The organism is Vibrio fortis (genome assembly GCF_000695685.1).
In the GTDB taxonomy this organism is placed as follows: domain Bacteria; phylum Pseudomonadota; class Gammaproteobacteria; order Enterobacterales; family Vibrionaceae; genus Vibrio; species Vibrio fortis_A.
The window spans coordinates 17006-29238 of sequence record NZ_JFFR01000009.1; the positions used below are offsets into that span (position 1 = coordinate 17006).

At 43.9% G+C, this 12233-nt stretch carries 15 protein-coding genes and 1 pseudogene; 11 read left to right on the top strand and 5 right to left on the bottom strand.

Annotated elements, in window-relative coordinates; all coding sequences use genetic code 11:
- Positions 1 to 127 precede the first annotated feature (127 nt).
- The 9 genes from VFDL14_RS16220 (at position 128) to VFDL14_RS16180 (ending at position 7164) form a co-directional block, all read left to right on the top strand.
- Complete coding sequence (locus tag VFDL14_RS16220) at positions 128 to 961, top strand: pyruvate, water dikinase regulatory protein (RefSeq protein WP_032550172.1); 834 nt, start codon at positions 128 to 130, stop codon at positions 959 to 961.
- 298 nt (positions 962 to 1259) lie between these two features.
- Positions 1260 to 1607, top strand: a complete 348-nt coding sequence (locus VFDL14_RS16215) for a hypothetical protein (RefSeq protein WP_032550173.1) — start codon at positions 1260 to 1262, stop codon at positions 1605 to 1607.
- A 47-nt stretch (positions 1608 to 1654) separates the two neighbouring features.
- The gene (locus tag VFDL14_RS16210; protein ID WP_235201670.1) at positions 1655 to 2062 is read left to right on the top strand and encodes a hypothetical protein; all 408 of its coding nucleotides are present in this window, start codon (positions 1655 to 1657) and stop codon (positions 2060 to 2062) included.
- Between the two features lie 3 nt (positions 2063 to 2065).
- Complete coding sequence (locus VFDL14_RS16205; protein ID WP_032550175.1) at positions 2066 to 2569, top strand: hypothetical protein; 504 nt, start codon at positions 2066 to 2068, stop codon at positions 2567 to 2569.
- Positions 2570 to 2608: 39 nt separating this feature from the next.
- A complete protein-coding gene (locus tag VFDL14_RS16200; protein ID WP_032550176.1) occupies positions 2609 to 3019 on the top strand; it encodes a hypothetical protein in 411 nt (136 codons plus the stop codon).
- A gap of 209 nt (positions 3020 to 3228) precedes the next feature.
- On the top strand, positions 3229 to 3486 hold the full coding sequence (locus tag VFDL14_RS24295) for a hypothetical protein (protein ID WP_152549215.1): 258 nt from the start codon (positions 3229 to 3231) through the stop codon (positions 3484 to 3486).
- Between the two features lie 191 nt (positions 3487 to 3677).
- On the top strand, positions 3678 to 5642 hold the full coding sequence (locus VFDL14_RS16190; protein ID WP_032550177.1) for a CHASE3 domain-containing protein: 1965 nt from the start codon (positions 3678 to 3680) through the stop codon (positions 5640 to 5642).
- Between the two features lie 182 nt (positions 5643 to 5824).
- Entirely contained in the window at positions 5825 to 6631 is an 807-nt protein-coding gene (locus VFDL14_RS16185; RefSeq protein ID WP_032550178.1) for an arylamine N-acetyltransferase family protein, read from the top strand.
- Positions 6632 to 6633: 2 nt separating this feature from the next.
- Positions 6634 to 7164, top strand: coding sequence for an NADPH-dependent FMN reductase (locus tag VFDL14_RS16180; protein WP_032550179.1), 531 nt, complete (start codon positions 6634 to 6636; stop codon positions 7162 to 7164).
- A gap of 79 nt (positions 7165 to 7243) precedes the next feature.
- On the opposite strand, the gene grxB is transcribed toward VFDL14_RS16180, so the two are convergent.
- The 3 genes from grxB to VFDL14_RS16170 form a co-directional block, all read right to left on the bottom strand.
- Positions 7244 to 7876 (bottom strand): glutaredoxin 2, encoded by a 633-nt coding sequence (grxB, locus tag VFDL14_RS16175; protein WP_032550180.1) that lies wholly within the window; start codon positions 7874 to 7876, stop codon positions 7244 to 7246.
- 262 nt (positions 7877 to 8138) lie between these two features.
- Entirely contained in the window at positions 8139 to 8297 is a 159-nt protein-coding gene (locus tag VFDL14_RS24300) for a hypothetical protein (protein WP_152549216.1), read from the bottom strand.
- Between the two features lie 159 nt (positions 8298 to 8456).
- Positions 8457 to 9440, bottom strand: a complete 984-nt coding sequence (locus VFDL14_RS16170) for a Gfo/Idh/MocA family protein (RefSeq protein WP_032550181.1) — start codon at positions 9438 to 9440, stop codon at positions 8457 to 8459.
- Positions 9441 to 9642: 202 nt separating this feature from the next.
- Between VFDL14_RS16170 and VFDL14_RS16165 the strand changes: the two genes are divergently transcribed.
- Both VFDL14_RS16165 and VFDL14_RS0123020 read left to right on the top strand, forming a co-directional pair.
- Positions 9643 to 10125, top strand: coding sequence for a GNAT family N-acetyltransferase (locus VFDL14_RS16165; RefSeq protein WP_032550370.1), 483 nt, complete (start codon positions 9643 to 9645; stop codon positions 10123 to 10125).
- Positions 10126 to 10244: 119 nt separating this feature from the next.
- Positions 10245 to 10664, top strand: a pseudogene (locus VFDL14_RS0123020) (L,D-transpeptidase family protein); the annotation flags it as partial.
- Between the two features lie 35 nt (positions 10665 to 10699).
- Here VFDL14_RS0123020 and VFDL14_RS16160 read toward each other — a convergent pair.
- Both VFDL14_RS16160 and VFDL14_RS16155 read right to left on the bottom strand, forming a co-directional pair.
- Positions 10700 to 11416, bottom strand: coding sequence for a glycerophosphodiester phosphodiesterase family protein (locus VFDL14_RS16160; RefSeq protein ID WP_032550182.1), 717 nt, complete (start codon positions 11414 to 11416; stop codon positions 10700 to 10702).
- A gap of 190 nt (positions 11417 to 11606) precedes the next feature.
- On the bottom strand, positions 11607 to 12209 hold the full coding sequence (locus tag VFDL14_RS16155; RefSeq protein WP_032550183.1) for a 2OG-Fe(II) oxygenase: 603 nt from the start codon (positions 12207 to 12209) through the stop codon (positions 11607 to 11609).
- Positions 12210 to 12233: the final 24 nt, after the last annotated feature.

A 12233-nucleotide genomic window follows, 5' to 3' on the forward strand; every position in this document is an offset into this window, starting at 1 on the left:
TACGTCAGAATTGAAAAAAATGTTAAAAATTTTTCAAACCTGTGGGGAACGTAATAGTCAGCAGGCTTTTGTTATATATATTATGGTGTCCATCCTACTCAAAATAATTTTAAACATTAAATAAAAAATGCAAATTGATATTCAAAGTCGTGATGTATTCTATGTTTCTGATGGAACGGCCATAACATGTGAGACTTTAGGGCACGTTGTTCTAGGTCAATTTCCCTTCAAAGCTAACGAAAAAACCTTTCCGTTTGTGGAAAGCGAAGACAAATTGAGTGACCTACTCAAGGAGATCGAGATTTCCTACCAAGAGACAGGTTACGAACCGCTGGTGTTTTTCTCGATTGTTATCCCAGACATCAAGAAAAAGCTGTTGGCGGCCCCTGCGCACTGTTATGACGTGTTAGAGAGTATTGTGCAGAAAGTGCAAGACGACACCAAAATGGCACCCAAACCGAAGCTGCAGCGCTCGCGTAGCGTTAACAAGGATTCTGACAAGTACTTCGATCGTATTGCGGCGATCGAGTACACCCTTGCGCATGACGATGGGATTACGCTAAGGGGACTAGAAGAGGCCGATATTATTCTGCTTGGTGTCTCTCGTAGCGGTAAGACTCCGACTAGCCTCTATATGGCAATGCAATTCGGATTGCGTGTGGCTAACTACCCATTCATCCATGACGACATTGCGAGACTGAGACTACTGCCTGAGTTTGAGATCCACCGTCATAAGCTATTTGGTTTGACGATCGATGCAGAGCGTTTAACTGAGATTCGTGAAAATCGTCTAGCGGGAAGTGAATACGCGAGTGACTCGCAGTGTCTTTACGAGCTGCAAACGGTAGAAGGGCTTTTCCGTCGTGAAGCCATCCCATACATCAATACCTCTTCACTATCGGTTGAGGAGATCTCAACACGCATTTTAGAGCGAACAGGATTGAGACGCCGACTGCTTTGATCTTTTGTTGATTAGACGATCTTGCCGTTTTATTCGAGGCGGCAAGATCACCACTTGTCCAAACTTCTAACCACTTCTGACGTCATTCTTCTTCTTGAAGCGATCTCCCTGTCATAGAAAACCCACTTCTACTGTTTGTTTTGCCCTCTCCTGTTAGAGGTTGTTCAAGACAGTGTCATTGCTGCGTAAATAAATACTCATTATCTAAATAAAATAATTGAGTGGCGCAAAATGGTAAAAGATCGGGAAATATCTCCAATAGTCTAGCCGTAACCAATTTGATTGAGGTTATACCTAGATGAAAACCACCATATTAATTCTGTCTGCTCTATTAACAATGAGCCTGCCTGCTATGGCTAATTTACATGTGTGGGATCAAAAACAGTTTCAAGCATATTCCGATAAAACGGAAGTTAAGTTCACTTTAATAAATAAGTACAACAAAAAAGCGGACTATTACTTACGAATCGATAATAAGTCTTTTCCGAATAAATTGAGCTTGGGGCCAAATCAAGATATCGAACTCAATATTAATGTTAAGACACCATCTGGTCAGAAAACCAAGAAAAAAATATGTACGAGAATGGTTACTGATTCACCTAATAGCTATGAAGTGTGCACCAATATTAAATTCGAAAGGTATTGATGATGAGGCGAATATTCTTATTGATTTTGACGTTATTTGTCCCCGCATTGACAAGTGCTAACCCGATTCCGAGTGTCTCCAATCCATCTGGAACCGACCGTGTTCGAACTTCGGAAGGCGCGTCATGTGAGCAAGCCATTTCGACCGGTAAAACCATTCAGTTTGGTACTTATGGTGCAACGGGCAATGAAGACAGCGACAACTATTACGGTGGCGATCCAAATAATTATTACCACCAAAACCAAGATGAAGCGGGTATCTACGCTGCTATCACCTTCCAATTTGGTGGAGAAGAGAGAGTGGATTGCTCGCGCTTATACGAATTTGAATTGAGAGAGAGGAAGAGAGAAGAAGAGCTAGCTCAAGCAGAACACGAGCTTAAATTACTGCAAATTGAAGCTGAGAAGTATCGTCTTCTCAAGATGAAGCAAATGAATACAACCTTTTCGGAGTAAGTGATGAGTAAGGGAAAGCAGTTAATGCTAATGACAGCCTGTGGCGTGTTGTCTGTGTCAACGGCGTATGCAGTGCCTCCAGGTCATGGAGATGAAGAAGTTACCAGTGGCGATGTGACCTTTTCGGCTAAAGTGGAAAAGCAGTGTGGTATTGATGTGACGGCAGCCTCGGCAGATCTTGCTTTTGGCGACAACTATCTCGACTCAACCGCTCAAGTAAAACTCATTAACAATGAGAAAGACGGCAAGATTGAGTTTAGAGTCGAGCCAATCAAGACAGAAGACCTTGGTGACCAAGTCACTAAAAATGATGTCCACTTTAGAGCTGAGAGCTCAGTGTCGGCAGACATGAGTGCTTCAGACTGGGAAGAAGGGATTGAATTCTCGCGTGATGACCTTCGGTCGAACAACTTAGTTAATCTAGCCGCTCGAGTTTCTATAGATGAAAGTAACCTCGATGCTGATGACTATGAATTGGTGACCAATTGGATTATCGAATGTGATTAACAACTAAAACCCTCATAAGAGGGTTTTTTAGGTCGAGTGATGAAAACAATGTTATTTCTTTTTCTAGTGCTGTTTCTTTCTCCTTATGCGCTGAGTCAGAAAAATAAAGATTATAAAAATGGAGAAGAGTTGAATAAACTTTGTGAGAGTGGATCAGAATATCATGAGAATCGGATATTTGATGGGTTATCTAGCTCGGAATATATTAATTGGACTCAAGTAGAGTTAATTAATGCAAGTAGTCGTTATGATTATTCTTCTACCATGATTAATCATGCAGGTGATGAATATATATCTTGTGATCTTATTGTAGATTATAAATATAACGATAAGAGGATATCCATTAACTCTACATATTTGGTATCACTAGAGAATGATCAAATAAAAAGTACTGAAACGTCTACCAAAAAAGCAGTTAGAGACTTTATTGTAAGGGTGATAGTCAATTGAAAATCAAGATTTGTCTGTTCGCTTATATGATGCTCTATGCGTCGCACGGGGTTGCGGCCACAGAGCATAAGAGCCTCAGATTTTCTAAGCATGTGCATGAGCGATGTGGCATCAAAGTAATTGATAACGCCGGAGAGTTAAATTTTGGGCATCGCTATGATGGGCAAGCACTGAACTTCGAGCTGACATCGAATAGAAAAGGCGGGCGTGTGAGATTAAAAATGGTCCATTTTGACCTCGGTAGCTTTGAAGGCACGGTTGAGCAGTCGCAAGTGTACTTTCGGGTGGATGGTGCTTTCCGTTACCAAGGCAACGTCGATTTCTGGCAACAAGGTATTGAACTAGAAGCCGATTTCCTGCGTGAATACCCCAGCGTCACAGTGAGTGCGAGAATTGAACTTCAAGATTACAATGCGCCGGCAGGTGAACACTTCATCAATATGGAGTGGGGGATTGAGTGCTATTAAATCCTGAACAAATATGTTCGAACAAAACCTATATTCACATCTGTATACATATTTAATATGAGATAGGTGGCATTTATTCTTTGCCTGTTTGCGCAACGACTATCTATGCTTTTAGGTACGGTTACTGAAGTAATCGACAATTAATTTACAAAGATAGACGTCAGGCTCACAAAGGTTAGGGAAAACTGCTTATGAAAATATCGTCACTTTCGATCCGAAATCGCTTGCTTATTGGCAACATAATTACCGTCAGTATTTTGGTTGTGCTATGTGTTGTCGTCTGGAACTCCATCAAAACACTCAACAATACCGATAACATGGTGACCCACACATATCGAGTTATCGATCACTCTGACCGATTAGTTAACTCTATGGTCGACCGAGAAACCGGATTGAGAGGGTATGCGATTGGGGGGCAGGAAGAGTATTTAGAGCCTTACTATTTCGGTCAAAAGGCGTTTGATGAAAATTTCACTACGGTCAGGAATCTCACTAGCGACAATCCTCCTCAACAAGCGCGATTTGATGAAGTTAAGCAGCTCGCATTGGGTTGGCAGGCGTATGCAGAAGAGGTTATCTCATTGCGAAAAAGCATTTATGAAGGTGAGACTTATGTCAATGAGTTGCAATCCCTTATTGCCAGTGGTGTCGGCAAACAAAAAATGGATGCCTTGAGAAAAGAAGCCGCCTCGGGTCAGTATCCGAATGGTGAGCGACTCATTAACCATATGATCAACATGGAAACCGGTTTACGCGGCTTTATGTTGAATCGCCATGAAGAGTTCCTCGAACCCTATCACAATGGCATGGAGCAAGTAGAACAAGAGCTCGCCTTTATGGGTAATTCCAAGTTAGCTCGAGATGTTCGCGCATGGATCGATGATTACGCGTCGCAAGCTATTGCCCTAGTCCGACAAGCAAACCGGTTTAACTCCATTGATGCTCTCTACGCCAAGTTGTCCAAAAAAGAAGGGAAGCAATTTATGGATGCTCTGCGAGGCAAAGTTGCAGAGATCATCGATATCGAAAAAGGCTTGATGGTTGAGCGTAAAGAGGCCGCAGCAACAGCTTCAGAACTGGCGTTGATTGTGATTGTCGCTGGTGGTGTATCCTCAGCGCTGTTCTGCTTTGGGTTTGGTGCCTTCATTTCAAGAAATATTACAGCGCAGATTCAGTATGTGATTGGTGTTGCCAAACAGCTAGCGAAGGGGGATCTCACGGTTAAGATCGAAAAGGGTGAGCAGAATGAAATCGGTCAGTTAACCGATGCTCTGAAAGCTACGGCAGACAGTCTAAAAACCATTATTAGCAATATGATGGTCGCGAGTGAGCGTCTCAGCAGCTCATCTACCCAGCTCACCAACATCACTGTCGCTACCAACAAAGGCGCCAATGAACAGATGTTGATGACTGATCAAGTTGCAGTCGCAATGAATCAGATGTCGATTTCTGTTCAAGAAGTGGCTCGTAATGCGGTTGATACTGCTCAATCTGCAGAAGAAGCGAGCAGTGAAGCAAAACAAGGGCAGGCGGTTGTAGAACAGACCACAGACAGTATCAATTCTTTAGAATCTGAGATTGATGGCACCATGAGTCGTTTAGAAGATTTGTCCCGCGAGGCCACTAATATTGGCGGTATTCTTGATGTGATATTAGATATCGCGGCGCAAACTAATCTATTGGCTCTTAATGCAGCGATAGAAGCAGCTAGAGCTGGAGAACAAGGAAGAGGCTTTGCTGTTGTGGCGGATGAGGTTCGAAGCCTTGCTCAGCGTACGCAAGACTCTACCTCTGAGATTCAGAGTTTGATCGAACGTTTACAAGCCGGAACCCAAGAAGTGGTCAGCAGCATGGGGACTTGTAGTGATATTGCTAAAGCAAGTGTCGTCAATGCCGAAAAATCAGGCCATGCGTTTGATGTCATCACTCAATCCATCAGCCGTATCACTGACATGAGTACACAAAGTGCGAGTGCCTCAGAGCAGCAAAGTGTCACTGTCGAACAGATAAACCAAAACGTGGTTAACGTGAACCGTATAACCAAAGAGAGCGTTACGGGCGCGGAACAAACTGTTGAGTCGAGCCAGGAGCTCGTCAATTTATCAGAGAAACTGCAGAGTATCGTCGGCCAATTCAAGGTGAAAAACGCCAGCTAATATGAGCAGAAATCCCTCAACCAAAAGCGAGCACTGAGCTCGCTTTTTTATTTTCTAAATGAAGTGAAAGCAATCTAAAAAAATAAATGAAAAAAGTGCTTTACCTAAAGTTAACTTGAGGTTTTATGATGCCAACCAAGCGATAAGGAGAGAGGCTCTCCAACCAAATATAAAGGCATGATATGAATCCAAAAATGATTGAACAGTACTTCCAACGAATTGGCTTAATCCATCCCCCTGAGATTAATGAATCGACACTAAGGCTTATCCACCATCATCAACACCGCGCAATACCGTTTGAGAATTTGGCGATCTTAAACGGTGAGTCGATTGATATCACGCAACAGGCGATATTCGAAAAGTTGGTTTTGAGCGAGCGAGGCGGTTACTGCCAAGAGCTCAACGGGTTGTTATTCAATGTTCTTTCATACCTTGGATTTACCATTCGACCTCTGCTTGCTCGTGTGCATTTTGGTGAGCAACCAACAGGACATGGTCATCGTATCAATTTGGTGACCATTGACGATCAACAGTGGATTGTCGACGCCGGTTTTGGCACCAGCACACCACGAGCACCGCTACCGCTGATATTCAATCAAGAGATCAAAACCGATCTCCAAACGTTTCGTTTCATTGAAGATCCACTGGTCGGAAACATGCTGCAGACCTTCGAAGAAGACGCGTGGAAAAACATGTATAGCCTGGATATGAACCATGTAGTTTGGAATGATTTGGAATACGGCAATCATTTTACCTCGACTCATCCAAGCTCTCTGTTTACTCAAAACTGTGTTGTCGCAAGACCAACTGATGAGGGTATTACGACTTTATTCAATCGAACATTAAAGATTCGACAAGGTGGTGTGGAGCAAGAGATTGAATTAGAGAACGAATCGGATTTTTATCACGTACTAAAACAGCACTTTGGTCTGGAACCTAAGATTTCTTACCAAGCATTTATTCCATTTTTAGACAAACCAGAGGCTTAATAATGAAAATATTAGCAATAGGCGCAACCAACAGCACGGAATCTATCAACAAACAACTGGCAACATACACAGCTGGCCTTGTTACAGGATCGGAGGTGGAGACTCTAGACTTGAATGATTTTGAAATGCCGATTTACAGCGAACAGCGTGAAAAGAATCAGGGGATTCCAGAGTTGGCTCATCGATTCTTTAATAAGATTAGCGAGTCCGATGCCGTTGTGATCTCGTTTGCCGAATACAATGGGACTTATACGGCAGCGTTTAAGAACATCTTTGATTGGGTCTCTCGCATTAATATGAAGGTGTATCAAGGTAAGCCTGTCGTGATGTTAGCGACGTCACCTGGCGCGGGTGGTGCAAGTTCAGTGTTAGGTTCAGCTGTGGCTTCTGCGCCATACTTTGACGCCGATGTGAAAGGGCATTTATCGGTACCAAGCTTTTACGATAATTTCGACGTAGCAGCTGGGCAGTTAAAGCACCCAGAGTTGGTACAAGAGCTTAAATCCATCATGAGCAAAGTCGCTCAGGTTTAGTAAACCGTGTATTCGTATTGCTAAACCAATAAAAAACCGAAGCGCTAGGCTTCGGTTATTTATTGCGATTGGTATGAGTCTATTCAAGCAGCCCAACACCGAGTTCATGACTCTTTCGCTCCATCCAGCGATCCAGTTTTGGCGGCCATTCAATACTTGGTTCAACATAGAAACCACGAAGCATCGAGAAGTAAACTGCCTGGTCGATAAGAGGCAGAGTTGATTCACCATTCTCGAAGTTAAGCAATAACTCTGCATCTTTTAACAACGGATTGATCAACTGTACGAATTGAGGAGTCTGCTCAATCAGTTTGTCGAAGTTGAACTCCTCCGTCTCTTTACTCTCGCGCCAAGCTGCTTTGCTCTCTTCAGTGCGATATTCAGGTAGGTCTAGTTTCCACCAACGTGGGCGACCGATACGCTGTGTGAGTGGGAAAGCGCGAGTCTGGAACTGGGTTACAGGGTTTGCAGGCTCTCGAGGTTCATCGCTGTTCGCAAGATCCATAAAGTAACTGATGATGTCTAGGCTTTCCGCCATGATAGAACCGTCGTCTTTTTCAAGAACTGGCACCATTTTTTTACCAATAAGATCAATCAAGGTCTGTGCATCATGATAGTCGACTGACACCAGTTCCACAGTCAGGCCTAGCGAGCGTGCAACGAAAGCGACGCGGGCGCAGAATGGGCAGTGATCATAGATATAAAGCTTCATGGCTTCCCCTTAAATGTATAAGCTTTCCAAAGCATAAGATAACGCTAATGTATCAGAACTTATTTAAGACCATAAGTACTTGTATTGAAATGTAATAGAAATTTCGTAACCCACAAGGAGCTGGAGGAGGCATGAAGTTGTAGTGGGTCGCAGAAATAGATAAGGCCCTGGTAATTCACTCCAATGCAGAAGAGTGTATTGACCAAGGCCCTAATTCGTTGATGTTTCTAATTGCGCGCAATCGCGAGCTAAAAACGTCTAATTATGCTTTTTTAAGATCTTGCATAGGGTAAGTTAGTGTAAGACCACCCTCGATAGTTGTAACGTGAACGTAGAAACCGCCTGCGCTTAGACCTGTTACTACCATTTCACCTAGTTCAATACCTTTTGTCGCTACAACACGATCTTCGATTGAAAACATTTTAAACACCTTCAATAAATTAAAATTAACTTTGCTTTTCGAAGGCGGATTTAATCAGATGATCCAGTGATCGACTAATCAGGTAATTTGTCGTCAAGACAACGAAAGGTTATTCAATGTAAGCCGAACATTACAAATCATAGGGTTAGCTAAATGTGTCTAAAGTTCGTCCGCTGGATAATGCACACCAACCTGACGACGCATTTCTGTTATTAGCTCTGATACAGTGAGCGCGCGCTGCTGCGCCTGTGATTGCGCCTCTTTGTTACCTTTCAGCACTTGAGCAAACATCTCGGCCTCGTAGCACATCGAGTTCTCGCGTTGTGGTTGGCTTAATTCTTCGACATCGCCATTTCGGTACTGAATCTTAACGTGGGTACATTCTGCAATATGGTCGATCAGAATTGCGCCTAATTCACCTTGAATCTCGCTGTATGCGTAAGAGTCACTGACCTTAGAGTGCGCTAGGGTCACGTCGAATTCTGGGTAGTAGAAGATGGCACTGCCGTGGCCATCAACCCCAGATTCAAGTAGGTGTGCTGATGCTTGAACGCTCTGAGGTTTCCCAAACAGAGAAACAGCTGCGGCTACAGAGTAGAAACCGATGTCCACCAACGAGCCATTTGAGAAAGCGGGGTTGAACGTGTTTGGGTTTTCTCCATCTAGGTATCGTTGATAGCGAGACGAGTACTGACAGTAGCTGATGTGCGCTTTATGGATTCTACCGATCTTAGGTAACGCTTGTTGAACGGCTTGAAAGTTAGGGAGATATTGAGATTTGTAAGCCTCGAATAGAACAACATTGTTGTCTTTGGCAACTTCAAACATCTTGGTTGCTTCACGAATATTTGAAGCAATAGGTTTCTCGCAGATAACGTGCTTGTTGCGCTTCATCAGCATGATTGCTTGCTGGCAGTGGAACGAATTCGGTGAGGCGATGTAAACAGCATCAATGGCCGGATCGTTAGCAAGCTCGTCTATATCTGTGTAGTGAGTCTCTACGCCAAACTCCTTGCCAAACTCAACTGCGCTCTCTAGATTTCGAGAATAGACGGCGGTCAATTGCATGGCGTTAACTTCATGTGCAGCCTGTACAAATTTTTGAGTAATCCAATTGGTGCCAATTACAGCAAACTTAATCATATCGGTTTTTCCGTCCTTCTTATTGGTGTGTTGAGATAGTAGCACTGGGTGTAAACGAAAAGGACGCTAATTGCGGAACAAATTATTGTTGTAGTTAGCCTAATATTATTAATGTTACTCAGGCCATGCTTACCTGTTGTGGCTTGTGCAGTGAATGGCGGATTTTGCTAAGGTAGAACTAATTGCAAACAAGGTAGTTATTATGCGTATACGCGCGGTCAAAGTGTCCGATATTCAATTCATATTAAAGCTTTCTCACCAGATCAATCGCCAACATCATCAAGGCGCTCCCACGGTTTTTAGTTCCCCTGAAGAAGCAGATAGCGGCTCTGAAGCGTATTGGCTAGGCTTAATGCTAGAGCCGGAAGGGCACTTCTTAGTTGCTGAACAAGATGAACAGGTCGTCGCTTTTCTGGCTGGAAAAATTACACAGAATAACGGCGTGAGTTTCATTCAAGACCATAAAGTCGCGCGAGTAAACACCATAGTGGTCGGGGATGACGTTCAAGGCCAAGGTCTAGGGAAAAAGTTGATGCGCGCGTTCAATCAATGGGCGCAAGCCAATGGTGCGACAGAGCTGCGCTTGGAGGTGATGGAGTTTAATCAGGATGCGCAACGTTTCTATGAGTCTTTGGGAATGGTGACCCAATCGCGAATCATGTCTATGTCGTTAGAGGATGTATGAGTCGTTTCATTGCTGTATTCATGTGTTTCACCTGCTCTTTTCTCACTTTAAGTTGGGCTGGAACCCCTGTCGTTGTTGAGAGCTTTCCACCATCTAACCCGTTGTATTCTCAGCTAGCTGTCACCATGGTGAAGGTTGATAAGTCTGCAAGACGTATGTACCTAATGAGTGGAGACACATTAGTACGCGAATATCGAATCGCCTTAGGTAAGCAGCCGAAGGGACATAAACGTTTTGAGGGTGACAACCGAACCCCTGAAGGTCGTTATTACCTTGACTATGTGCTTGAAGAATCAGAGTTCTATCGTTCTGTTCATATCAGCTATCCGGCACCATCGGATCGCAAGTGGGCAGAGAAATACGACATTGATCCGGGTGGTAATATCAAAATACACGGTCTAAAGAACGGAGAGCGCCGTTCTTCTGGTTATGTTCAGAGTTTTGATTGGACAGATGGCTGTATCGCTATCACCAACCAAGAGATGGATGAGTTTATTGACCTAGTTAGAATGGGCACTCCAATCATTATCGAATGGTAATGAGTGCCACTCTGTTCGAATGACTCTGTGTAGCTCTATTGAGCTATGAATCGAGTAGGGTAGTCAGTGAAGATAGCATCGACGTGATTGATATACTCAAAGTCTGCGCTTTGGTTCACGGTGTAACACCAGATTTCTCGTCCTGTCTGCTTAAGGTATTCAATGTCAGCTTGAGTCAGGTTGGCGTAATTTAAGTGGCAGCTGAAGGCGTCAACACACTCTATAGTCGTTTTATCTTCCTGTGCTAACTGCTCGGTGATCATGCCGACTCGGTATTGAGGCATGTGCTTTTTCACCTCTTCAACCACTCGATGGCTAAAGCTAGAAATCAGGATGCGGTCGGTATCCATCGAACAACGGATTAACTCGTCGTGAAGCAGCTCAACAACATGCGCGGGCTGGTGGCGGGTATCGACTTTCACCTCTAAATTAACGCTCAGATCGAGTTCTTTAACCAAAGCCAACAGCTCTGCGAGAGTCAGAATTTTCTCATCTTCAAACTCTGACGACTTCCATGAACCAAAATCGAACTGTTTAAGCTCTGCCAAGGTATGCTCGTCGACGCGACCTGTACCGTCACTGCAGCGCTCAAGCGTATGGTCGTGACACACCACCAGTTGATCGTCCAATGTAGGCTGGATGTCGACTTCAATCCATTTCAGGCCAAGTTTAGCTGCCTGTTCAATACTTGCTTGGGTGTTTTCAGGATGCGTCCCTGCGACACCACGGTGACCAACAATCATAGGAGGCATAGTGTTTCCTTTTTCAACGCATTGTTATTCATGCATAAACTAAGTCTAAAGGATAAACGAGTTATCGTCGTTATCTTGATGCACAAATTGAGTTTGCATCGGATTGGTTAGAGTGCATGGGTATTGATGTTGATATGAAGAGTGTGAGAAGCACCTCGATTGAGGCGCATCTCAGGGTTTTGGTCGGCAATTAGTGTGCGATATCCAGTTGATTATCTTTCACGCCATTAATGCGGAACCATCCTGCGATACTAAAACGCTCGGTATTGGTTGGCAGCACTTCGTGCGGAAATTGCTCCGAGAAGAACACAAATAGACGTCCCGCTTTTGGGGGAATGGTTGCTACGTGGTTATCGTCTAAGTCATACACCACTAGCTCCCCTGCATCTTGCTCAGACCATTCATCGTTCATATAGAACACGGTAGTTAGGCGGCGGTTTTCATTGCCTTGGAAGCAATCGAGATGCTTTTGGTAGAAAGCCCCTTTGTCGTATTTTGCAAAGTGCGCTTCATACTCAAATAACCCAAGGAAAAAAGCTTGGTTTGCCGCCAAACGGATCTGCTCCATTTTATCTAGAAATTGCGAAGCGGGTTGTCCCATATCTCGGCTCAACCATTGGATTTTATCGCTGCGAATGCTCGACTCGCGCATGACTTCTTCGTTACGGCCAATCCTAGCCTTTTTCCAGTTGTCTGGAATACAGTCCCTCAATGCCACAACTTCGTTATACGTGAGGAAATCATCCCAAACAAAATAGCCTTGGGTTGATAACGCGTCGATCAGTTGGTTCATGTAAAGCACTCGGATAGTTGATTA